Origin of the sequence: Neptunomonas japonica DSM 18939, assembly GCF_000422765.1 — a bacterium.
GTDB classification, from domain to species: Bacteria; Pseudomonadota; Gammaproteobacteria; order Pseudomonadales; family Balneatricaceae; genus Neptunomonas; species Neptunomonas japonica.
Genome location: NZ_AUGR01000002.1, coordinates 400,351 through 422,795 on the forward strand (window position 1 = coordinate 400,351; position 22,445 = coordinate 422,795).

20 protein-coding genes are annotated in these 22,445 nt (G+C 43.5%); 14 read left to right on the forward strand and 6 right to left on the reverse strand.

The window, feature by feature from the left end:
- The first annotated feature begins 111 nt into the window (after positions 1 to 111).
- The 7 genes from rpoH to G511_RS0104065 all read left to right on the forward strand — a co-directional run bounded on the left by rpoH (position 112) and on the right by G511_RS0104065 (position 7,189).
- Complete coding sequence (gene rpoH, locus G511_RS0104035; protein ID WP_028468496.1) at positions 112 to 984, forward strand: RNA polymerase sigma factor RpoH; 873 nt, start codon at positions 112 to 114, stop codon at positions 982 to 984.
- Between the two features lie 114 nt (positions 985 to 1,098).
- Complete coding sequence (locus G511_RS0104040) at positions 1,099 to 1,479, forward strand: DUF423 domain-containing protein (RefSeq protein WP_028468497.1); 381 nt, start codon at positions 1,099 to 1,101, stop codon at positions 1,477 to 1,479.
- A gap of 6 nt (positions 1,480 to 1,485) precedes the next feature.
- Positions 1,486 to 1,686, forward strand: a complete 201-nt coding sequence (gene thiS, locus G511_RS0104045; RefSeq protein ID WP_028468498.1) for a sulfur carrier protein ThiS — start codon at positions 1,486 to 1,488, stop codon at positions 1,684 to 1,686.
- 56 nt (positions 1,687 to 1,742) lie between these two features.
- Positions 1,743 to 2,531: a thiazole synthase gene (locus G511_RS0104050; protein ID WP_028468499.1), complete on the forward strand. Its 789-nt coding sequence runs from the start codon at positions 1,743 to 1,745 to the stop codon at positions 2,529 to 2,531.
- Between the two features lie 65 nt (positions 2,532 to 2,596).
- Complete coding sequence (trmB, locus tag G511_RS0104055) at positions 2,597 to 3,289, forward strand: tRNA (guanosine(46)-N7)-methyltransferase TrmB (RefSeq protein WP_036551111.1); 693 nt, start codon at positions 2,597 to 2,599, stop codon at positions 3,287 to 3,289.
- Positions 3,290 to 3,575: 286 nt separating this feature from the next.
- The gene (locus G511_RS0104060; RefSeq protein ID WP_028468501.1) at positions 3,576 to 5,456 is read left to right on the forward strand and encodes a methyl-accepting chemotaxis protein; all 1,881 of its coding nucleotides are present in this window, start codon (positions 3,576 to 3,578) and stop codon (positions 5,454 to 5,456) included.
- Positions 5,457 to 5,773: 317 nt separating this feature from the next.
- A complete protein-coding gene (locus tag G511_RS0104065; protein ID WP_028468502.1) occupies positions 5,774 to 7,189 on the forward strand; it encodes a solute carrier family 23 protein in 1,416 nt (471 codons plus the stop codon).
- A gap of 115 nt (positions 7,190 to 7,304) precedes the next feature.
- Here G511_RS0104065 and G511_RS23745 read toward each other — a convergent pair whose 3' ends face one another.
- Complete coding sequence (locus G511_RS23745; protein WP_028468503.1) at positions 7,305 to 7,784, reverse strand: Spy/CpxP family protein refolding chaperone; 480 nt, start codon at positions 7,782 to 7,784, stop codon at positions 7,305 to 7,307.
- A 150-nt stretch (positions 7,785 to 7,934) separates the two neighbouring features.
- Between G511_RS23745 and G511_RS0104075 the strand changes: the two genes are divergently transcribed.
- Together G511_RS0104075 and G511_RS0104080 are read left to right on the forward strand one after the other, a co-directional pair.
- Positions 7,935 to 8,633 (forward strand): response regulator transcription factor, encoded by a 699-nt coding sequence (locus G511_RS0104075; RefSeq protein ID WP_028468504.1) that lies wholly within the window; start codon positions 7,935 to 7,937, stop codon positions 8,631 to 8,633.
- Positions 8,630 to 9,952: a sensor histidine kinase gene (locus G511_RS0104080; protein ID WP_028468505.1), complete on the forward strand. Its 1,323-nt coding sequence runs from the start codon at positions 8,630 to 8,632 to the stop codon at positions 9,950 to 9,952. Before G511_RS0104075 ends, G511_RS0104080 begins: the two co-directional genes overlap by 4 nt.
- A gap of 16 nt (positions 9,953 to 9,968) precedes the next feature.
- Here the strand turns inward: G511_RS0104080 and G511_RS0104085 are convergent, their stop codons facing one another.
- The 4 genes from G511_RS0104085 to glnK (G511_RS0104100) form a co-directional block, all read right to left on the reverse strand.
- Positions 9,969 to 12,086, reverse strand: coding sequence for an EAL domain-containing protein (locus G511_RS0104085; protein ID WP_028468506.1), 2,118 nt, complete (start codon positions 12,084 to 12,086; stop codon positions 9,969 to 9,971).
- Positions 12,087 to 12,253: 167 nt separating this feature from the next.
- Positions 12,254 to 12,592: a P-II family nitrogen regulator gene (glnK, locus tag G511_RS0104090; RefSeq protein WP_028468507.1), complete on the reverse strand. Its 339-nt coding sequence runs from the start codon at positions 12,590 to 12,592 to the stop codon at positions 12,254 to 12,256.
- 161 nt (positions 12,593 to 12,753) lie between these two features.
- Positions 12,754 to 14,028: an ammonium transporter gene (locus G511_RS0104095; protein WP_028468508.1), complete on the reverse strand. Its 1,275-nt coding sequence runs from the start codon at positions 14,026 to 14,028 to the stop codon at positions 12,754 to 12,756.
- Between the two features lie 38 nt (positions 14,029 to 14,066).
- On the reverse strand, positions 14,067 to 14,405 hold the full coding sequence (gene glnK, locus G511_RS0104100) for a P-II family nitrogen regulator (protein WP_028468509.1): 339 nt from the start codon (positions 14,403 to 14,405) through the stop codon (positions 14,067 to 14,069).
- Between the two features lie 347 nt (positions 14,406 to 14,752).
- Here glnK (G511_RS0104100) and G511_RS0104105 point away from each other — a divergent pair, with 347 nt between their 5' ends.
- The 3 genes from G511_RS0104105 to G511_RS0104115 all read left to right on the forward strand — a co-directional run bounded on the left by G511_RS0104105 (position 14,753) and on the right by G511_RS0104115 (position 18,234).
- The gene (locus G511_RS0104105; protein WP_028468510.1) at positions 14,753 to 15,025 is read left to right on the forward strand and encodes an accessory factor UbiK family protein; all 273 of its coding nucleotides are present in this window, start codon (positions 14,753 to 14,755) and stop codon (positions 15,023 to 15,025) included.
- 75 nt (positions 15,026 to 15,100) lie between these two features.
- Complete coding sequence (locus G511_RS0104110) at positions 15,101 to 16,672, forward strand: diguanylate cyclase domain-containing protein (RefSeq protein ID WP_028468511.1); 1,572 nt, start codon at positions 15,101 to 15,103, stop codon at positions 16,670 to 16,672.
- A gap of 35 nt (positions 16,673 to 16,707) precedes the next feature.
- The gene (locus tag G511_RS0104115) at positions 16,708 to 18,234 is read left to right on the forward strand and encodes a YifB family Mg chelatase-like AAA ATPase (protein ID WP_028468512.1); all 1,527 of its coding nucleotides are present in this window, start codon (positions 16,708 to 16,710) and stop codon (positions 18,232 to 18,234) included.
- Here G511_RS0104115 and G511_RS21730 read toward each other — a convergent pair.
- Positions 18,209 to 19,837 (reverse strand): putative bifunctional diguanylate cyclase/phosphodiesterase, encoded by a 1,629-nt coding sequence (locus G511_RS21730; protein ID WP_051221525.1) that lies wholly within the window; start codon positions 19,835 to 19,837, stop codon positions 18,209 to 18,211. The two genes, G511_RS0104115 and G511_RS21730, sit on opposite strands and share 26 nt — an antisense overlap.
- Before the next feature lie 280 nt (positions 19,838 to 20,117).
- On the opposite strand from G511_RS21730, the gene rep reads away from it, so the two are divergent.
- Together rep and G511_RS0104130 are read left to right on the forward strand one after the other, a co-directional pair.
- The gene (gene rep, locus G511_RS0104125) at positions 20,118 to 22,130 is read left to right on the forward strand and encodes a DNA helicase Rep (RefSeq protein WP_028468513.1); all 2,013 of its coding nucleotides are present in this window, start codon (positions 20,118 to 20,120) and stop codon (positions 22,128 to 22,130) included.
- Between the two features lie 94 nt (positions 22,131 to 22,224).
- The coding region (locus tag G511_RS0104130; protein WP_028468514.1) for a helix-turn-helix domain-containing protein at positions 22,225 to 22,445 on the forward strand (221 nt) is incomplete at its 3' end.

The window sequence follows — 22,445 nt, forward strand, 5'->3', positions numbered from 1 at the left end:
CTTTATTTTTTGGGGAACTATTTGTAAGATTCAACGTCTTATTTGTGGATTATTGTGAATAAGTTGATTTTAGGTATAGATTTTTAGATACAACAACGAGGTTACGACTTAATGCGTAAAAGCTTAGAACTCATCGAACATATTACGCCAGGGCAAAACCTGGACGCTTATGTGCAGACAATTAGCACAATCCCTGTGCTAAGTGTAGAGGAAGAGCGTGCACTGGCCGAACGTCTGTATTACCAAGGTGATTTGGAAGCGGCACGTCAGCTGGTTTTATCTCATCTTCGTTTTGTTGTACATATTGCCCGTAGTTATTCTGGATATGGTTTACCGTTAGGTGACTTGGTGCAGGAAGGTAACGTTGGCCTAATGAAAGCGGTTAAACGCTTCGACCCAGGTATGGGTGTGCGCTTGGTATCCTTTGCTGTGCATTGGATCAAAGCAGAAATGCATGAATACATTCTACGCAACTGGCGTATTGTTAAAGTTGCCACCACTAAAGCGCAACGCAAACTGTTCTTTAATCTGCGCTCCAAGAAGAAAGGCTTGGGCTGGATGAATGGTGATGAAGTAACGGCTATTGCTGGTGACTTGGGTGTTGATGAGAAAGTTGTCCGTCAAATGGAAGGCCGTATGGCATCTGTTGACACCTCTTTTGACCTAACTGGCAGCGATGATGACGATGCAGTGGGCTATTTGGCTCCAGTGCAGTATTTGGAAGACCATTCAGCAGACCCCGCAGAGCAGCTTGAAGCGGCTAATTGGGAACAAGATTCTCAGGCGCGTTTAAGCGGCGCGATGGAATCGCTAGACGATCGTAGTCGGGACATTCTTGCGCAGCGTTGGTTGATGGAAGAAAAAGCAACATTGCACCAGTTGGCGGCTAAATACAGTGTATCTGCAGAGCGTATTCGCCAACTCGAGAAAAATGCAATGAAGAAGTTAAAGTCAGCGATAGGTCAGGATTTACAGCCAGCCTAGTTGACGAACGGTTTGTTCGTGTTGTAACAAAGCCGCCTATGGGCGGCTTTGTCGTTTTTAAAGCACAGTAATTAATCGGTGTTATAATCTTGCCCTTATTTTTGAGATAGCATTATGAATGCACGTTTATGTTTGATTGTTGCGAGTGTTAGTGGCGCTATCGCTGTGATGATGGGTGCTTTTACTGCACATGCACTTAAAGACATTCTCAGTAGCAAGTTAATGGCGGTGATGCAAACGGGTGTGCAGTATCAGTTTTATCACTCGCTAGCATTACTGCTAGTAGGCTTGCTGCTCCAACAGCGATCAACAGCCTTGTTAAAATTAAGTGCGTCGTCATTTTTTGCTGGCATAGTGCTGTTCTGTGGGAGTTTATACCTGCTAGCATTTTCAGGTGTTCATTGGTTAGGTATAGTCACGCCGGTAGGTGGTTTAGCGTTTATTGCGGGTTGGTTAATGCTGGCTTGGAATTTTATTACTCTGGATAAAAGGTAGTATTTGATGGAATTTGAAGTCAATGGTGCAGCAACTCGCCTAGAAGAAGGTGCAAGCCTGAACGATCTAGTCATCACGCTGGGCTTGCAAGAGCAACGTATTGCGATTGAAGTAAATCAAGAAATTATTCCGCGTAGCCAGCATGGGGAGCACCAGTTACATGCTGGCGACAAAGTAGAAGTGGTTCATGCGATTGGCGGTGGCTAAAAACCTGCTGTCGTAATCGAATACATTGTTTTACAAAAGAATTAAGGACTGAATAAATGTCAGATTTGAATGATGCATTGGTTATTGCAGGGAAGCAGTATAGCTCGCGTTTATTGGTCGGTACGGGTAAATACCAAGACCTTGATGAAACGCGTGAGGCTATTGAAGCCAGCGGTGCAGAAATTGTTACTGTTGCAGTGCGCCGTACTAATATCGGCCAAAATCCTGGTGAGCCAAATCTACTAGACGTTATCACTCCAGATAAATATACCATCTTGCCCAATACAGCTGGCTGCTACACCGCTGAAGAGGCTGTGCGTACCTGCCGTTTGGCACGTGAGCTAATGGATGGGCATGACCTAGTAAAGCTGGAAGTATTGGGTGACCAAAAAACTCTGTACCCAAACATCGTGGAAACTATCAAAGCGACAGAAACGCTCGTTAAAGATGGTTTTAAAGTAATGGTGTACACAAATGATGACCCCATCGTTGCCAAGCAGTTGGAAGAAATGGGCTGTATCGCTGTTATGCCATTAGGCTCACTGATTGGATCTGGTTTAGGTATTCTTAATCCACATAACATCAAGCTCATTATGGAAGCGGCTAATGTGCCTATTTTGGTAGATGCCGGTGTTGGCACTGCATCAGATGCAGCAATAGCAATGGAAATGGGGTGTGCGGGTGTTTTGATGAATACAGCTATTGCTGGTGCAAATAATCCTGTATTGATGGCATCGGCGATGCGCAAAGCCATTGAAGCAGGGCGTGAAGCATTTTTAGCAGGTCGAATGCCACGTAAACGGTATGCCAGTGCTTCATCTCCACTCGATGGTATTATTGGTTAAGTAAGCATTAGTTAGGTTTCTAATTAAGCTTGTATTGGTTAGACATTCAAAAATAGTTGGCGGTAATGACAGAAGAAAAGAAGCACATGCGTACGGTACGAAGTTTTGTAAAACGTGCCGGTAGAACTACAGAAGGACAGGAAAAAGCACTGGAAGAAGTGTGGCCTGTTATGGGCCTAGAAATTAAAGACGGCCCTGTGGATTTCAATGAGGTCTTTGGTCGTGAAGCGCCTGTTGTATTAGAAATTGGGTTTGGTATGGGTGATTCTCTATTGGAGATGGCCAGCCGTGAACCTCATAAGAATTTTGTTGGTATCGAAGTGCATAGTCCTGGTGTTGGTCGCTTGCTAAGTAATGCCAATGAAGAGGGACTGACTAATATCCGTGTATATGCTGAAGACGCTGTTGAAGTGTTTAAGCAGTGTGTACCGGATAATAGTTTAGATACGCTACAGCTTTTTTTTCCCGACCCTTGGCATAAAAAACGTCATCATAAACGCCGTATAGTGCAGTCCGACTTTGCGCAGAGTATTCGTAAAAAGCTAAAAGTTGGCGGTTACTTTCATATGGCAACAGATTGGGAGAATTATGCTGAGCACATGATGGAAGTCATGAGTGCTGCACAAGGCTATCAGAACAAAATGGGTGACGGCCAATATTCTCCACAACCGGACTGGCGCCCGGTGACTAAGTTCCAAAGACGCGGCGAAAGGCTTGGTCATGGTATCTGGGATCTAATGTTTGAAAAAACAGAATAAAATCTGGATATAATAATTTGTTCTAAGAAAGGAGCCGCGGCTCCTTTTTTCTTATGCTAATCTGCCTTTTCTCTCTCTTCTTTAGTGGAAATTACGTATAAATTGCTACGTTTTCGTTGTTTTCTCTGCTTCTAATTACGTTATTTTTCCTGCCAGTAAATTTGCGAATATGCTCGGTAAACTTATTTTTTTGATCTTTAATTTTACGTCTATACTTTAGTCTATAGAAGGTGCTTTTTTATTATGCATCACGTGGATAATAATAATTATTACAGAGATCAAAAACATGAAAGTGTCACATAAAGTTGCGCTCTTAGCGTCGTCTATTGTTGTTTTGGCATTTACCGTTTTTTCGTGGTTACAGTACAGCTCAGTGCGTGACGCCTTGTATGAAAAAACGGCTCAAAGCACCAACGAAGCTACGGAAGCTTTAGGTCTACAAGTAACAAATTGGCTCAATGGTAAATTGGTTCTGATAGATATGATGTCAGAAGTAATGAATGAGAATTTCAATGGAACAACTGTCCAGCAGACATTCGATACACCACTGCTAAAAAAAGAGTTTATTCTGATTTTTGGTGGTTTGGAGAGCGATGGGCAACGCATTACGAACGACCCTTCTTGGAACCCTAAGAACTGGGATGCAAGGAAGCGACCATGGTATCCCTACGCGAAGAACCATAAGCAAGCGGTTTTAACTGACCCCTATGCTGATGCTGCCACCAACGATATTCTGATTTCCGCCGTTGCAAATTTTTATGATAAAGGTGAGTTTAAAGGAGCATTTGGCGGTGACTTAAGTCTTAAAGCAGTATCAGATGCGGTTAATACGTTGAATTTTAGTAACACAGGGTATGCGTTTTTGCTGAACAGTAAGGGCAATATAATTAGTCATCCAGACGAAACCTTAAACGGTAAGTCTATTTCTGAGTTGTTTGAGGGAGGCGCACCTGCTCTATCTGAAACCCTGCAAGAAGCAGAAGTAAAGGGGAAAGTGATGTTTACCGCTTTTCACCAACTAAAAGGCTTGTATGGCAGCGAGTGGTATATCGGTGTGGTGTTGGATAAAAGCCTAGTGATGGCAAGTGCGAGTCGTTTCGGTTGGGCGGCGCTTATAGGAACCGTGTTGAGTGCGCTTCTGTGCTCACTTGCATTGTACATTACGGTATCCCGTCAGTTACTGCCTTTACAAAAGCTGCGTGAGTCTTTGTTAGAGATCAATAGAGGGGAGGGTGATCTTACCAAGCGCTTATCAGTAGAGAGTAAAGATGAATTTGGCCAAGTATCGGCCGACTTCAATCAGTTTGTTGAATACTTACAGAGTCTGATTGGTCGAGTGAAGACACTTTCTCAGGATGTTCAATCCAATACAGATTTGACGGCTGAATCAGCATCAGAAGCATCGGGAAATCTGGAAACTCAGTTATTTGAATTGGATCAGCTGGCTACCGCGATGCATGAAATGTCAGCAACAGCACAAGATGTTGCCTCCAATGCTCAGCATGCCGCTGATTCTGCTCATTTGGCCGATGTGGCTGCAACGAAGGGGGTAGAGGTTGTCTCAAAAACGACTCGCTCAATTGCTTCGCTGACGAGCGAGATGGATGATGTTGTTCAGACAATCAACGATCTTATTGGATACAGCGATAACATAGAGTCAATTCTTACAGTCATAACAGGTATAGCTGATCAGACTAACCTATTGGCACTAAACGCGGCTATTGAAGCGGCGCGAGCAGGCGATATGGGGCGTGGCTTTGCTGTCGTAGCAGATGAGGTAAGAGCGCTTGCATCACGAACTCAGCAGTCGACAGAAGAAATAAAAAGCATGATTCATCAGCTGCAGCTGGGTGTGCGTAATGCTGAAAATATTATTCTCAATGGTCGCCAAAAGGCGAGTGATACTCAGGTTGCTTCGAGTGAAGCAGATGCTGTGCTAGGGACGATACGCGATAGTATTCATGAGATAAATCAGATGATCCTTCAGATTGCGACAGCAGCTGAGCAGCAGAGTGCAACAGCTGAAGAAATTAACCGTAATACCACAAATATTCGTGATATTAGCCAGTCAGTCTCAAATGGCGCTAAAACTCAGGAGCAGCGCTGTGCCTCTATGGTTGAATTAACAGCGCGTCAGGATGCAGAACTAGGTAAGTTTAAAGTTTAATTTTTACGCGGCACATTAATAGGTATTACATACTGATTAATGTGTCGTTTGAAGATCTATGGTTTCATTGTTCTTTAGTAAGTATATATATCTATAAAAATTAATTGAATATTAATAGTTAATGTATAAAAATACTAAAAATAAGGTTGTTCCCGTAATACTTTAGTTTAAATTCGATACTAAAGTATCCGCTGTAGGTATCGATTGTTGCACTGCAAAAGCATAACGTAGCGAGGTTTTAATAGCTCTATGTCATCCGGAATAACTAGTAGGGGTTGTTTGGGAGTGATGAGCCAAAATCTTGCTAGGTGAAGTGTATGGCGCTTATACAAAGAACTCATGGTGAAGAACAACCATATTGGGGGTTTGGACCTTTCAAAATTCGTTTGCCCGGTGTTCATTACCGCATTGAGATGCCTGAGGTTATTCAGGGATTAGTGATGTTTGTAGTGGGGTTGGCAATAATCCCGCTGCTAGAAAAATATTTAGGTATGCCTTATGAGGCTGCTTTGGCGTTCACTTTTATTGCTGGGGTGGGTTACATTTTACCAGCAATGCTGGGGGTGCCATTAGTACCCGGCTGGATTACTCCGGCGATACCGGTTGTATTGCTTTATCTTAACGGCTTTGAACCTGGGCCAGAGGCGATTAAAGCGTTGTTCGCGTTGCAAATCGAAGTCACGCTAATTTTCTTAATACTGGGTATGACCGGTTGGGGCTCTAAACTGGTCGATGTTATTCCTAACTCTTTGAAGTCAGGAATAATCATTGGTGCAGGTATAGCCGCAATGATGGGTGAGTTAAAAGTGGGTGGGCGTATTGATGCAACCCCGTATTCGCTGATTTTCGGTTCAATTATCTCTGCTTATGTGTTGTTCTCTCTGTCATTTAAAAATGTTCTCGACAGTAACCCCTTAGCTAAAAAGATTGCTAACTTCGGTATGGTGCCGGGAATGCTAATTGCTATGGTTATTGGTTGGGGTGTGGGTGAATACCCAATGCCAGAGATTGAATGGGGCATTACTGATCCAAACTTTACACTGATGTTGGATTACTTGGTATTTTCGACAGGGTTCCCTGATTGGGACGTTTATTTGTTGGCTATACCAACAGCAATAATCGCTTATGTAATTGCTTTTGGTGACATTATTGTTGGTTTTACGCTGGTGAAGCGTGTAGACCATATACGTGATGATGAGAAAATTGAGACTGACATAGACCGCGTTCATTTGGTCACTGCTTTGCGTAATGGTATGCATGCATTCTTAGCTCCTTGGCCTGCACTGGCTGGTCCTCTATGGACAGCTGCTCATGCTACTGTTGCTGAGCGCTATGCAATGGGTCGCAAGGCAATGGATTCAATCTATAGTGGTGGCGGTACGTTCTGGATTACTGGCTTAGTGGCATTGTTTATATTGCCGTTAGTTACCTTGTTCAAACCCGTTCTTCCTATTGCTCTTTCACTCACGCTCGTATTGACTGCTTATATTTGTATTATGGTTGGAATGGAGCAGTTGAAGAACTCAACTGAGCGTGGTGTTGCAGGTATTGTAGCCGTAACACTCGCAATGCCTGATCCAAAATCGACAGTGTTTGCTGTAGTGATCGGGTTGGTATTGTACTTCTTGATTGAGCGTCCGCGATTGCTAGGTAAGCATGACCCAGCTGATGAAATTATTTTTGCTGATCCAGTAGAAGATAAAGCGAAAGAATCTCAAACAGAGAAAGCATAACTGAATAGCTCGTTGTCTAGTACATAATAAAAAGCCCGGAAATGTCCGGGCTTTTTTGTTGGGATAGTATAGTGAGTTGTGTTTATTCTTATGACTGCTGTTTCTCGTAATCTTTTTAGTGGTGTTTGCCACGCCCTTCTCCAAAGCGTGCACGCATGTCTTCAAATTTGCTTATTTGTTCTGCGGTTAGAATTTTTGCCATTTCAGCTTTCATATATACTTGCTGCTCTATCTTGCTCACAGCCATGTTGGCGGCTGCTTTCTTTGTTTTAGCCAGTTGCTGGTCGTAGTCAGCAGCATTTGGGTCTAAGTCACGTGTTGCCTTGTGTAAGGTGCGCATTTGGGTGTGCATCTCCTGGCGCTGTTCGTGTTTGCTAGAAAAAAGTTTTTGAACTTCCTCTTGTTGTGAATCACTTAGCCCAAGCTTCTTAGACATTTTTTTTACCATGTAGTTAGAGCGATCCTTTTGAGCATGCTTCTCCATCTTGCCATCACGATCACATTTGCTAAACCCATCATGTTGCATGCCTGCAATGACAGTAGTTCCAACGAGTAGTGCGGGTAAAGTGAGCAGCGCAATAGTTAGCTTTTTCATTGTGTGTCTCCGGTGTTTTAAATTGATGGAGCTATTGTGCGCCGAGTAAATGCAAAGTTGGGTTGAGAGGGTGTAAAGTTAGGTAAAGGCTTAACGTAGAGGCTTTTTTGAAGGCTACAATAAGCACATAGATAGCGTGGAGTTGAGGGTATGGGTGTGAGTCATATTTTGTTAGTTGATGATGACCAAGAATTAACGGAGTTACTGTCTGATTACCTTGAAGCAGAAGGTGTGAGGGTGAGTGTGTCTAATAGTGCTATGAATGCATTAGAGCGCTTACAAACAGAGGATGCTTTCGACCTTGCTGTTTTCGATATTATGATGCCCGAAATGTCTGGATTAGAGCTTTTGCAGCAGTTGAGACCAGGCTTTCAGCTTCCCGTTATTATGCTTACTGGACGCGGCGGAGATATTGATCGCATTCTGGGGTTAGAGATGGGAGCTGATGATTATCTGTCCAAACCCTGCAACCCACGAGAGCTGCTGGCACGTATCCGTGCTGTTTTACGCCGAGCGAAGCAACCTGAACCGAGTGTTGCGAATATTCTTAAACATGGAAAGATTGAGCTAGATCCCTCTAAGCGAGAAGTATTGATTGATACGCGTGTAGTCGATCTGACAAGTGCTGAATTTAATGTGTTGTACCAGTTTATGCAGCGACCAGGTGAAATACTGAGTAAGTCGGAACTTACAGAGAAAGTTTTGCACCGCCCACTCACCGCATATGATAGAGCTATTGATGTGCATGTTAGCCGTGTCAGACAAAAGATAGCATCTTGTGCTGGTCCACAAGATCTCATTAAAACGGTCAGAGGAGAGGGTTATCTGCTCGTGAGAGATAGTGCATGAAGTTTTTTAAGCGCTTATTCTGGAAAATATTCCTGTCTTTTTGGCTTGCTAGCTTAAGTGTTATTTTGGTTACTGTTTTGGTGGTGGGAGAAATAACAGAACGAGATAAGCTCGCAGAAGTGTTTGAATATAAAGCACGGGCACAAGCTGAAAAAATTATTACCCGTTTTGAAATGGGGGCTTCACGCTTGCCCAGAGAATCGAGGCGAGATCATGACAAAAAAAAATCGGATCACCATCGGTTTAATAAACCTCCTAGGTTTCTTCCCCTGCAAATAAGAACCGCTCAAGGGGAGTTGGTTTTTGGGAAAAAACAATTTAATACACTGGATACTCCTTTATCGTTCGAACTGATCTCTGCGTCTGGAAAAACATACATTATTACAGCCATGTTGGATCCTATTAGCAGTCACTTTTCTCGATTGCAGGCATTTCTTTTTTCTATTCAAGCTGTCTTAGTGCTCATTGCTTCGGCATTAGCTAGTTTGCTATTGACGGTCATTGTTGTCAGGCCTGTTAATAAGTTGAGAGAGTATGTGGAGCAGTTACATGGGGGGCAACTTAGTGTACGTGTAGAGCCTACGCTGTTAAAACGTGGTGATGAAATTGGTGCGCTGGCGCGCGAGTTCAATCAAATGGCATCGTATGTAGAACACACATTGCAAGGCCAGCAGCGGTTATTACAGGATGTCTCGCATGAGCTGCGTGCGCCATTAGCGCGTTTACAAGCGGCTGTAGGGCTGGCAGAGCAACAACTGGGGCGCGATAGTAAAATTACCCAGCGGATGAACCTTGAATGTGAGCGTTTGAGCAAGCTTATCGATGAAGTTCTATCGCTTGCCCGGCTAGATAACTTAGAAACTCAAGATAGTGATTTTGATGTTGCACAAGTATTACAGCAAGAGTTAGATGACCTTAAGTTTTCGCAAGCAGAAAGACGCATTACGGTGCAGAATAATTTACCCGCTTTTGCCTTGTGTAAAGGTAATCCTGAGCTGTTTACACGTGCACTTAGCAATGTTCTGGGTAATATTTTGAAGCACACAGAGGTGAATAGTGCTGTTGATGTGTCATTAGTGTTGGTGGGAAATAAACATATCCAAGTATGTGTGTGTGATTATGGTGAGGGTGTAAGCGAGTCGGCATTAGCATCATTGTTTGAGCCGTTTTTTCGCCATAATGGTAATGTAAAAGGGTTTGGCTTAGGTTTGAGTATTGCTAAACGTGCTGTAGAGCGTTTGCAGGGGCGTATCTGGGCAGCCAACGGTTCTGACCATGGGTTATGTGTAACTATTGAGTTGCCGTTATCTGCTAGTTAATACTGTGGGGTGGTTATTATTGTAAGTGCTTATCATCCGGGACAAAAATTTGTTTGTCAGTGAACACTCCGGTGTTTTCATCAAGAGCGCATAACAACTCATCAATAGGTAACGGTGCGCTGTAAAGGTTGCCTTGCCCTGAGAAGCAGTGATGGCTTAATAAAAATTGTTGCTGTTCCTGGGATGCGATGCCTTCTGCATGTGCTGTGATACCAAGCTTTTTTGCCATCATGATAGCGGTTGACGTGATAACAGCACTGTCGTGATCGTTAGGTAGTTTTTGGATAAAGCTCAGATCCACTTTTAAATAATCAATAGGCATTTTCTGTAGCAGCTCTAGTGAAACAAAATCAGTCCCAAAGTCATCTAAAGCTAGCCCGACCCCCATACCTTTAATCTGCTGCATCGCATCGACTATCTGTGAAGTGTTGTGCAGTGACAGGCTGCCACTAATATCTAGTGTTAGCTTTTCTGCTAAAAAAGGCATCTCGTGTAATACGTCATGTAGTGTTGTTATTAAAGAGAAGCCTTTGAGCTGGAGGTGAGAGATGTTGATTGAAAGTGAAAGGTAGGGATATCCAGCTAGGTGTAACTGTGTCATCAACATGGCAGACTTTCTCAGTACCCATTTCCCTAAGGGTATAATCAGTCCTGTTTCTTCTGCGCGTTTTATAAATTCTGTAGTGGGGATGTCGCCTTCAATGGGGTGGTGCCAGCGTGTCAGTGCTTCTAACCCCGTTATTCTCCCCGTGCGTAAGTCTATTAAAGGCTGAAAAACCAGTGATAGCTCTTCATGTTCGATGGCGTGACGAAGATCAAGCTCAAGAGATAAGGCTCTTTTTGACTCAAAATCCATATGTGGTTTAAAAAAGGCAAATGTATTACGGCCTATGCGTTTTGCTTCGTACATGGCTAAATCTGCATTTCTTAACAGGTCACTAGCTTCATCGCCATCCGTATGTATCAGCGTAATTCCTAGGCTTACAGTAATGGTGATTTCGTGTGAGCCAACTTGAAGCGGTTGAGCAAGTAGCTCAATAACTTCTGCCGCTAAATGTTCAAGCGTGCTTGGATTTTTGACCTGAGTAACCAGCAGGGTGAACTCGTCACCACCAAGGCGAAATGCCGTGTAGTGCTCATTGCTACAAAAGCGTAATCGGTTTGCAACAGCAATCAGCAGCTGGTCACCTGCATCATGCCCTAAGGTATCGTTAACCTGCTTGAAGTGGTCTAGGTCGAGTAAAAATAAAGCACTACTTAGTGTCTCAGGAGTAGCGATAAGGCGATTGAGTTCGTCCCTAAACTTGCGCCGATTTCCTAATGTTGTTAACGGATCAAAAAAGGCCAGCTGTTCCATCTGACCTTCATGTTCTTTAATTTGCGATATATCATCACTGACAGAAACAATGCTTATTAACGAACCGCTTTTGTCGATAATGGGGGCGATGGATTGATAAGCCCAATAAAATGAGCCATTTTTTTTGCGGTTGATTAAAGAGCCACGCCAAGGTTTGTTAGCAAGAATACAGCTCCACAAATTTTTATATGTCTCATCGGACGTTTGCCCAGAGCGCAATATTGCTGGAGTGTTGCCTAGTAGTTCATCAAGCGGATAACCAGTTATATCGCTCAATCGTGCGTTGGCATATTCAATAGCGCCGTTAGCGTCAGTGATCATCACTGCGCTTCCGCTATTCTCAACAGCATAAGAAAGCTTTTTGATTTCAAGTAATTGGTCAATACTATCGCTAATTTCTGAAACAATAATGATTGCAGCAATAGTTTTATTGGCATCGTCCTTTATTGCAGATACAGAGACCGATGCTGTAAAGAATGCGTTGTCTTTTTTTAGTAAATTTCGTTTTAGTTTGTAGTTGTCAATTTGCTCATCAAACAGAGCAGCTAATCGTGTTAGTGTGCACTTGTGTAGTTTCTTTTCGCATAACAGTAAAAATGATTCTCCTGAAAGATGCTGAGAGTCATAGCCTAGGGTGTCAGCGAAGGTGCGATTAACTAGTAAGAAGTCCCCATTTCTTTGGATGCAGGCAACAGCAATTTTAGCATCACTAAAAGGCTTGAAGATGTTGTTGACCAAGGATGTGTGATCAGGAGAGGTATCATTGCCTTTGATCATAGAAAGTACATGGGAATAGAGTATCCAGAGGCGTAAAAGGGATAGTATAGGGTTTACGCTTATTGATACGCTGATTCATGTCAATGAAAGCGTCTCTATGTTTCTACTTTTATTGAGGCATTAAAAAAGCACCTAATTAGGTGCTTTAATATTTCACGCTAATGGTGTTACAAAGCGTCTGGACCACTTTCACCTGTACGAATGCGGATGACTTGCTCTAGAGGCATTACAAAGATTTTGCCATCGCCAATCTTGCCGGTATTTGCTGTTTTACTAATGGCCTCGATGACTTGATCAAGCATATCGTCATCGATAGCGACTTCAATTTTTACTTTGGGTAAGAAGTCGACAACGTATTCTGCACCGCGATAGAGTTCGGTATGGCCTTTCTGGCGGCCAAAACCTTTAACTTCAGTAACCGTTACGCCTTGAATACCAATATCAGACAATGCTTCACGTACGTCGTCTAATTTAAAGGGCTTGATTACCGCGCTAACAAGTTTCATAGATGTCTCCTTTTAGTGTCGATTATCGTTACCGACTGTCGAGCATACTCAAATAAGCTGGCGTCAGTATACCCACATTTATTAAGTTACGCATTGTCTGGGTGTAAAACAGAAAGGGTGCCGAAGCACCCTTTTTAGTGAGGTTTTACTGATGTTACTCGTTATTTTCCTGCTGACTTGAACTCTGGGTAAGCTTCCATACCACATTCAGCGATATCCGCTCCCTCGTATTCTTCCTCTTCGCTGATGCGAATACCCATAGCCGCTTTCAGGATAGACCAGACAATCAAGCTAGCGATGAACACCCAAGCAAAGATAGATACGATACCTAATAGCTGTGCTCCAAAGGCTGCATCTGCATTGTTCAAAGGTACCGCTAGCAGTCCCCAGATACCCACAACACCATGTACTGATATTGCCCCCACAGGATCGTCAATGCGAATTTTATCTAGCGTCAATATTGAAAATACGACGATGACCCCGCCGACAGCGCCGATTACCGTAGAGCCTAGTGCAGTAGGTGATAAGGGGTCAGCAGTAATAGCGACTAGTCCAGCAAGTGCACCATTGAGCGCCATGGTTAAATCTGCTTTTTTGAATAGCAGGCGGGCAACAATAAGAGCAGCAATACAACCACCGGCTGCAGCCGCATTGGTATTAAGGAATACTTGAGCAACGGCGTTAGCGTCTTCTACATTTGATAGTTTTAGCTGTGATCCACCGTTAAAACCAAACCATCCCATCCAAAGGATAAATGTACCTAGTGTTGCCAGCGGTAGATTAGCACCAGGAATCGCATTGATAGATCCATTTTTCCCGTATTTACCTTTACGAGCGCCAAGTACGAGTACTCCAGCTAGTGCTGCAGAAGCACCTGCCATGTGGACAATACCTGAGCCTGCAAAATCAGAGAAACCTGCTTCACTAAGGAAGCCGCCACCCCATGTCCAGTAACCTTCAACTGGATAGATGAAACCTGTCATGACGACTGCAAAAGCTAAAAATGCCCAAAGCTTCATACGTTCAGCGACAGCACCTGAGACAATAGACATCGCCGTTGCTACGAAAACGACTTGGAAAAAGAAGTCTGAACGTGAAGAGTAATAAGGTGCATCATCGCCGCCGGCTAGAACTGCATCAACACTGTTCTCGTCACCAATTAACGCGCCAATGTTTGGCAATATACCGCCAGCATCTGAGCTGTACATAATGAAATAACCACATAGCAAGTACATGGTGCAGGCAATAGCGTACAGCGCAATATTCTTGGTCAAAATCTCAGTGGTGTTTTTTGCGCGAACTAAGCCTGCTTCCAGCATGGCGAAACCAGCCGCCATCCACATGACTAAAGCACCACATATTAAGAAGTAGAAAGTATCTACTGCATATTTTAGCTGGGCTAGATCACCCGCTGTTGTATTTAATAATTCTTCCATCACATCTGCCCTCCGTCAGGCTCGATACTTAATTCGGTTTACAGTGCGTCGTTACCTGACTCACCCGTACGAATGCGTACGACTTGTTCCAGTGGCATGACAAAAATTTTACCGTCACCAATTTTTCCGGTTTGTGCTGCTTGACTGATGGTATCCACTACCTGATCAGTCATTTCATCCGAAATAGCCGCATCAATACGTACTTTAGGTAAGAAATCGACAACATATTCAGCACCGCGATACAGTTCGGTATGGCCTTTCTGGCGGCCAAAACCTTTAACTTCGGTGACGGTGATACCCTGTACACCGATCTCGGAAAGTGCTTCGCGTACATCATCCAATTTAAATGGCTTGATAATCGCCGAAATTAGTTTCATGGGGTGTCTCCCTATAGTTAGCTATATGTTCATTGGCATTATTTTGGTGCCGATGATTATTAGTAAGTTATCTTCCCTATAGCGAAACTTGTGCCTTATTTTGTTAAGTCTTTTTAAAACAAATGGTTAGGTGGTATTTCGTTTGTTTTTTAACGAAATTTCGTATTTTTATATAAAAATTGAGAAGTTAACGTGCTCATTTGTTGTGCGCGCACTTCTTTGGTGCGTGGTATTGGAAGGTGGGTGAGATGAAAAGTATAAGCGCAGTAATAGAAGGAAAAGGTTTCAGCCGCTATAGTGGATACAAAATACGAGATTTAAATTTTCTATCAATAGGGTTAGTTAAGATGAATGAAAAAATTATAGAAGGCTTGTCGACGCAGTTCTCACAGATGATGAACACTTTCAATGGTGGCGCAGACCTCCCTGGACAGCAGCAAGTAAAGGTGTTTTTGCAATCTGCGCTTAGTAAAATGGACTTGGTTACGCGTGATGAATTTGATGCACAAGCAATCGTTTTAGGACGTACGCGAGAAAAAGTAGAACAGCTAGAAAAAGTATTAGCTGAAATTGAGAGCCGTCTTGACGCTCAGGAAAGCACAGATAAAAAAACAGACTAATCTAAACTATGTGCCCCATATAGGCTTGATGAAAGTGCACAGTGTAAATAAGGTTTTCATTCAAAGGGACAAATAATGAGATGTAACCTAGCGTGGATCGACACAGCGGGCCATTATATTTATAGCACACCAGAATTTGCTGCTTTGTGCGGGCAGTCGGTAGCGTCTATAGCGGGGCAAAGTTTGCAAACGCTACATTTATCTACAAGCGCTGCTAAGCTACAAGAGCTTTGCGCAAGCGCGTGTAAGTCTGGTATGGCAGAAGCAGTACTGGCATTATTTGATGCGCACACCTTATATGACTGTCGTCTAATGTGGATTGAAACCTCACAGCATTTTGTATTGAATGCTGAGCGGGCAGTAAAGCAGCCGCTACTTTACGAACAACTTATTACAGCAACTAACGACTCCCCCGTCCCTCTATTTAAAGTGGCGTTAAATGCTCAAATTAGCAGCGCCAATAAAGCAGGCAAGCAAGTGGCGTTGTTGAAGCTGGGGTTGGAAAAATTTCAATGGATTCAAGATTCACTGGGTCAAACGGCCAGCGAAACTGTAGTGGAAGAGTTAGCGAGTCGTTTGCTCACGACATTACGAGAGGACGATATTCTTTTTCGTGCGAATGATGATGCTTTTATCATTCAATTGTCGAATATAGATAAAGCAGAAGTTGCTGTGAGTGTGGCGCATCGCCTTATAGAACAGTTGTCATATGGGATTCGCATAGATCAGCGAGAAATTCATCTAAGTGCGTCTGTCGGTGTTGCTTTGGCTCCTCTGCAGGCAAATGATGCCGGTGAGTTGCTCGGGGCTGCAAGCCAGGCACTAAAAGCATTATCACGCTCTGGAACAAATGGTGTGCGCTTGTACGATCCTCTTCGACAGCGCAAAGCGCTGAACCTTAAAGATTTGGCGCAACTGATTAAGCCAGATTATCAAAGTATAGAGTTGGGTTACCGCCCGGTTTATGGTGTACGTAGCCACCGTATTGAAGGCGCGCAATTAGTGCCTTTACTGCAAGGTGTTCCATGCATCGGTTCAGAAGAGCATGTACTAACGCAGATGCTAGAAGGCGATAGTGGTTGGCATACTTATTTGAGTTGGATATTTAATCAGCTTGAAACTCCATTGCAGCAGTTATCACAACAAAAGAGTTTCCAAGGCGTTATTGTCCGAATTCCGCCTGATGTACTGGAATTACCTTCCTTCATGGAGTTTATGACAACCCGTCTGACGTTATCTAAAGAAATACGTAAAAAGGTGTTGTTGGAAGTAGATGCTATTGAAACACGTGACCATGAAGGCGTGCTGTTTGATTTAGAAGCGCTAGGTTTTTCTATTGTGTTGAGTGGCTTAAATGATTATTTACCGCCTATACAGCAGTTAAAAGAGCTAGAACCGCAGTTACTCATGTTAGATGCCTCACTTGTGCAATCGATGGAGGCAGATGTTAAAAGCCGTAGAAAGTTAGAAAAACTAGCGGATATCGCTGCTGACCTTGATATCGCATTAGCGGCTGGTGGTGTGCAATCCGCTGGGCAGCGTATGCAGTTGTCTCATCAAGGTGTTGGCTATATGCAAGGCGACTACTTTGGGAGTCTATTAAGTGTGGAGTTGCTATTTGAGCAATTAGTGTTAGAAAAAATATAGTTATACCCTGTGTTTTTGTATCCAAGGAAGGATCTATGTCACTTGCCATTGTTCACACCCGCGCTCAGTTAGGCGTGGCCGCGCCTTCTGTTACTGTAGAAGTTCACCTGTCGGCAGGCTTGCCTGCGCTTATGCTAGTAGGTCTGCCTGAAGCGGCTGTGCGTGAAAGTAAAGAAAGGGTGCGCAGTGCCATTATTAATTCTGGGTTTGAATTTCCTCAACGTCGTATCACTATTAACCTTGCGCCAGCAGATCTTCCTAAAGAAGGTGGCCGCTATGACTTAGCGATAGCTGTGGGTATCTTGGTCGCATCAGGCCAGCTCCCTGATACATCGCTTGACGGTGTCGAGTTATTAGGGGAATTGGCGCTTTCTGGAGAGTTAAGAAGTATTACCGGGGTTTTGCCAGCGGCTGTTGCTTGCAAAAAGCAAGGCCGTGCATTGTGGATACCTACAAAAAATTGTTCTGAAGCTGCATTAGTACGCGAGCTTGATATCCGCGTTGCTGAGCACTTATTAGATATATGTGCTGCTTTAGCGGGCAAAAAAGAGCTTAAAAGTGCAGAGCCGACACCGGCTGATATACCTGTTACGGCAAGTGTAAATGATTTATCGGACGTGAAAGGACAAATTAAAGCGAAGCGGGCATTGGAGATCGCGGCGGCGGGTGGGCACAATTTACTGATGAGTGGTGTACCTGGAAGTGGGAAAAGTATGTTGGCAGCACGTTTGCCGGGTTTATTACCGCCTCTGATCGAAGAGGAACGCTTACAAACAGCGGCGATCTATTCTGTTGCAGGTTTGCCGGTTGATAGCATTTGCCTTGGTACGCGCCCTTTTCGTGCCCCGCATCATACCGCATCGGCTGCTGCATTAGTGGGTGGAGGCAGTCATCCGCGCCCTGGTGAGATTTCTTTAGCGCACCAAGGTGTTTTGTTTCTGGATGAGCTTCCTGAATTCTCACGTAAGGTGTTAGAAGTACTGCGAGAGCCTTTAGAAACAGGGTCAATATTGATTTCCCGTGCCGCTAGGCAAACAGAATTTCCCGCAAGGTTCCAACTTATCGCAGCAATGAACCCTTGTCCTTGTGGCTATGCGGGTGATAATTCGGGCAAGTGCCGCTGTACACCAGACCAAGTACGTCGTTACCAAGAAAAGCTTTCTGGCCCACTGCTAGATCGTATTGATCTGTTTGTTACCGTTGCAGCATTGCCCGCTGAAACACTTTTGAAGCTGGATGAATCTAAAGCTGAATCTAGTGAGGAGGTTTCTCGTCGGGTTTCATCGGCACTGGCATTACAGTATCAGCGTCAATCCTGTCGTAATAGCGTGTTGGCGGCACAGTCGCTGGATGCTATTTGCCAGTTAACGGACCAAAATAGACAGCTACTTGCTACGGCAGCAACGCGCTTTGGTTTATCGGCACGTGCATGCCACCGAGTCATGAAAGTAGCGCGTACTATTGCTGATTTGAATGGTAATGAAAAAGTAGAAAGTAGTGACTTAATGGAAGCACTTGGGTTTAGAGAAGGGCTGGCTAGTCACTCTTTAGCATTTTCATAAATGCTTTTAGTGGCACCGGCGGGCTGAAGAAAAAACCTTGTACTTGGTCGCATCCATTTTGAATAAGAAACTCTAACTGAGGTTTTGTCTCAACACCTTCTGCAACAACGCCCATGTTAAGATTGTGAGCTAAATTGATAATAGCTCGGACAATTTCAGCGTCATCCGTACTATCTGGTAACCTAGCAACAAAAGAGCGATCAATTTTTAAGGTGCTAATGGGCAGCTTTTGTAAAAGCGCAAAAGAAGAGTAGCCCGTACCAAAATCATCTAATGAAAAGTCGATACCTATTTTACTGAGTTTTCCAATACTGTTTTGAACATGCAGATCATCGCTGAAGAGTGCTGACTCAGTAAGCTCAAATTCTAGTATCTGTGTGTCTATGTTTTCTTTATCGATAATTCGATGGATCGTTTGTGCTAAATGATCATCCTGAAATTGTCTGAAGGATAAGTTTACGCCTAGTTTGGTCAGGTTAAACCCTGCATCCTGAATAGATTTAAGGTCTTTTCCCGATTGGAAAATAGCCCAGAAGCCCATAGGGACAATTTGCCCGGTCTGCTCCGAAATAGGAATAAAATCATCTGGCATAATTAAGCCGTGATATGGGTGGTTCCAACGCATTAGCGCTTCAGCTCCCACTATTTCACCTGAATGCAAGTCAATACGTGGTTGATAATAAAGCTCAAACTGTTCTTCTTTTAAGGCTGTCCAGATATCTGACTCTAATAAGCCTGCATAAGGCGGTGCTTGATCTTTATCTGGCTCGTAGATAGAAAAGCTACAACCGTGGGTTCGCTTAGCTCGGCTACGGGCTTGGTTTGCTTGGTTCGTTAGCGTATCAACATTGAGTGCGTTTTCGGAAGAAAAAGTCACACCAATGCTGATTCCAAGTACATTTTCTTGATTGGCAATATTGAAGCTCGAAAACAAAAAACCGGCCATGACCTCTAGTAACTGACTCGTTTCCTTTTTTGCTGAATCAATAGTAGCTGCCGTAATAATGATAAAAAACTCATCAGCACCTGTTCTAAATACAGGGAAATGGCGTGCGCAATTAAGGAGGCGGTTTTTAAGGTCGAGGAGGACTTGATCACCTGCGGCATAACCCATACGTTGGTTAAAGGCTTTAAAATTGTCAATATCTAAACTAACCAGTGCGAGGGCTTCGTTATTGAGCAAAATGTGATCTAATTCACATTGAAGATGTGTATAAAAGCAGGACCGGTTTTTTAGTGATGTTAATAGGTCCGTATTATGTGTTGCGTTTAATTCTGTATTCTTTTGATTAATTTGAGTCAGCAACCTAATGCTGCGACTAAAAGTATCGCCTGTGGCGTCATCAAGAGAAATGAAATCATCGAATGACGCTGCGAGTAATTGAATGCCATCTTCTTCTGTGATGTGCTCGTCTACGAGCACTATTGGCGTATGCTGTTGCTTAGTAAGTGGCGAGTAAGTATCTAGCGATGAAAGTACATCTTTTACACCGGTACAGATTATAATGGTATTAGGGTGCATCTCCTCAAAACGAAGAAATAGCTCATGGAGGGTGGCAACGAAACTCAGCTCCAAATTTTGCTGAATAAGGTGCGATTCCAATATGTCCCTCATCCTTGAGCGAGGAGATAATATAAGGATATTAATAGGCATTATGCTTGGATACCGCATTGTCGAATATTATTGGCTATCTACTTTATAGTAATGATGTAGACCTAACAGTTCCGACAGTTTAGTTTGTATATAATGGTACAACAGATTTCATACACTCACTGTAACACGAAGTTTCTTGGTGGCAAACAAGTGTTTGAACATCGTTTTGTTACTAGCATTATGAGAATTTAATGATTAATTATCAAACGTTTGGTGGCTTTTTAGTTAAATGAGTAAATTAAATCCTAGACAGAACGAAGCTGTGAAATTTATCAGTGGTCCTTTGCTAGTTCTTGCCGGCGCAGGGTCAGGAAAAACCAGCGTAATTACACGAAAAATTGCTTACCTTGTGGAGCAGTGTGGCGTTGAGTCTAAGCATATTGCGGCTGTAACGTTTACCAATAAAGCTTCGCGTGAGATGAAAGAACGGGTAGGGCAGATTCTGCAAGGCAAAGGCAAGGGCCTGACTGTATCTACATTCCATAATTTAGGCATGAATATCATTCGCAAAGAGCATAAACGTCTGGGGTTGAAGTCGGGTTTCTCTCTGTTCGATGATCAAGATAGTAAAGCACTCCTCAAAGATTTGATGCTGCATAATGATGAAGATAGCGATCAGGTAGATTCTGTCAGAAATATGATCTCAAATTGGAAGAATGAGATGGTAAGTCCAGAGACAGCAGAAGCCCAAGCGGTCGGTCCGCAAGAGATTCTGGCAGCACGGGCTTATGAGTCTTATAACAGCTATTTAAGTGCTTATAATGCTGTTGATTTTGATGATTTAATACAAATACCCGTTAAGCTTTTTGATGAGCACCCTGATGTTCTTGAGCGTTGGCAAAATCGTATCCGTTATTTGCTAGTAGATGAGTACCAGGATACCAACCTTTGCCAGTATCGTATGGTTCGCCAGCTAGTTGGGCATCGCGGTGCATTGACGGTAGTAGGGGACGATGATCAGTCTATCTATGCGTGGCGTGGTGCAAGGCCAGAAAACCTTGAGCAGCTGCAAGTCGATTTCCCCAGCCTTAAAGTTGTCAAGCTTGAGCAAAATTATCGTTCTACCAGTCGTATCCTAAAAGCGGCTAATACGCTAATCGCTAATAACCCGCATGTATTTCAAAAAACCTTGTGGAGTGAAATGGGCCCGGGCGACCCAATTCGGGTTATCCACACCCGTAATGAAGATGCGGAATGTGAGCGTATCGCTACTGAAATTCTTGATCAGCATTTACGTAAACATACACCTTTTAGCGACTTTGCCATTCTCTACCGTGGTAACTATCAAGCGCGTTTATTAGAGATCAAACTGCAAGCTTTTCAGGTTCCCTATAAATTATCGGGTGGTACATCCTTTTTTGCCCGCGCAGAGATCAAGGACTTGATGTGTTACCTGAAAGTGCTGGTTAACCGCGATAACGATAATGCTTTTCTGCGGATCATTAATCTCCCTCGCCGAGAGATCGGCCCCAGCACACTCAAAAAGTTAGGCGAGTACGCGTCTGAGCGACAAGTTAGTCTTTTTGATGCATGTGATGAAATAGGGTTAGAGCAAGTCCTTCCGGCAGCCGCAGTAGAAAAACTAAGGCAGTTTACGCGTTGGTTGCATGAAAAATATCGCCAATGTTATGAATCTGACCCTATACAAGCGATCAAGGACCTCGTTTACGATATTGACTACGAAGGCTGGCTAAGGCAAAACGCATCCAGTGATAAAGTGGCCGAAACACGCATGCAAAATGTGTTCTTTCTGATCGACTCGCTGAAAAGTACGTTAGAACGCTTACAAGAAGATGACCCTGAAGCAGGTATCGAAGAAACGATTGCCCGTATTATCTTAATTGATATGTTAGATAGGCAAGAAGAGGAAGATGACTCCAATAAAGTGCAATTAATGACATTGCATGCGTCCAAAGGTTTGGAGTTTCCGCATGTTTTCTTGATGGGAATGGAAGAAGAGTTATTACCTCATCGTAACAGCATAGAAAATGGCGATATTGAAGAGGAGCGCCGCTTGGCTTACGTAGGCGTTACGCGGGCAAAACGCACTTTAACAATAACACTGGCACGACAACGTAAACAGTTTGGTGAGTTATTAGACTGTGCGCCGAGCCGTTTTCTAGACGAGTTACCGCAAGAGGATCTAGAAATAGAAGGCAACGGTGAGAAAAATCCAGAAGTTAATAAGCAGCGAGGGCGTGCTACCTTAAATAGCCTGCGTAATATGTTCGATGATTTGTAAGTGTAAATAACAGACACTAAAAAAGGCTGCAAAAGCAGCCCTTTTTATTCACAATGTCCCGTCCTGAAATAGGTTTACATATTGAGGACCTATTATGGACACATCAACCCCCACGCATCATAAGCGCAGTCAGTGCGATTACACAATGGGCTTTAAATTGCAGGTTGTAGATGCTGTTGAAAAAGGCGACATGACCTATAAACAAGCTCAAAAGATATATGGTATTCAAGGGCGATCTACCGTTCTGACTTGGTTAAGAAAGCACGGCAAGCTAGATTGGTCCCAGCCAACGCATAGAATTATGACTAAATCACC

Bases quoted from the DNA above. Each gene is read 5' to 3' on its own strand.
- rpoH (WP_028468496.1), top strand. From the start codon at position 112: ATGCGTAAAAGCTTAGAACTCATCGAACATATTACGCCAGGGCAAAAC.
- G511_RS0104040 (WP_028468497.1), top strand. From the start codon at position 1,099: ATGAATGCACGTTTATGTTTGATTGTTGCGAGTGTTAGTGGCGCTATC.
- thiS (WP_028468498.1), top strand. From the start codon at position 1,486: ATGGAATTTGAAGTCAATGGTGCAGCAACTCGCCTAGAAGAAGGTGCA.
- G511_RS0104050 (WP_028468499.1), top strand. From the start codon at position 1,743: ATGTCAGATTTGAATGATGCATTGGTTATTGCAGGGAAGCAGTATAGC.
- trmB (WP_036551111.1), top strand. From the start codon at position 2,597: ATGACAGAAGAAAAGAAGCACATGCGTACGGTACGAAGTTTTGTAAAA.
- G511_RS0104060 (WP_028468501.1), top strand. From the start codon at position 3,576: ATGAAAGTGTCACATAAAGTTGCGCTCTTAGCGTCGTCTATTGTTGTT.
- G511_RS0104065 (WP_028468502.1), top strand. From the start codon at position 5,774: ATGGCGCTTATACAAAGAACTCATGGTGAAGAACAACCATATTGGGGG.
- G511_RS23745 (WP_028468503.1), bottom strand. From the start codon at position 7,784: ATGAAAAAGCTAACTATTGCGCTGCTCACTTTACCCGCACTACTCGTT.
- G511_RS0104075 (WP_028468504.1), top strand. From the start codon at position 7,935: ATGGGTGTGAGTCATATTTTGTTAGTTGATGATGACCAAGAATTAACG.
- G511_RS0104080 (WP_028468505.1), top strand. From the start codon at position 8,630: ATGAAGTTTTTTAAGCGCTTATTCTGGAAAATATTCCTGTCTTTTTGG.
- G511_RS0104085 (WP_028468506.1), bottom strand. From the start codon at position 12,086: ATGATCAAAGGCAATGATACCTCTCCTGATCACACATCCTTGGTCAAC.
- glnK (WP_028468507.1), bottom strand. From the start codon at position 12,592: ATGAAACTTGTTAGCGCGGTAATCAAGCCCTTTAAATTAGACGACGTA.
- G511_RS0104095 (WP_028468508.1), bottom strand. From the start codon at position 14,028: ATGGAAGAATTATTAAATACAACAGCGGGTGATCTAGCCCAGCTAAAA.
- glnK (WP_028468509.1), bottom strand. From the start codon at position 14,405: ATGAAACTAATTTCGGCGATTATCAAGCCATTTAAATTGGATGATGTA.
- G511_RS0104105 (WP_028468510.1), top strand. From the start codon at position 14,753: ATGAATGAAAAAATTATAGAAGGCTTGTCGACGCAGTTCTCACAGATG.
- G511_RS0104110 (WP_028468511.1), top strand. From the start codon at position 15,101: ATGAGATGTAACCTAGCGTGGATCGACACAGCGGGCCATTATATTTAT.
- G511_RS0104115 (WP_028468512.1), top strand. From the start codon at position 16,708: ATGTCACTTGCCATTGTTCACACCCGCGCTCAGTTAGGCGTGGCCGCG.
- rep (WP_028468513.1), top strand. From the start codon at position 20,118: ATGAGTAAATTAAATCCTAGACAGAACGAAGCTGTGAAATTTATCAGT.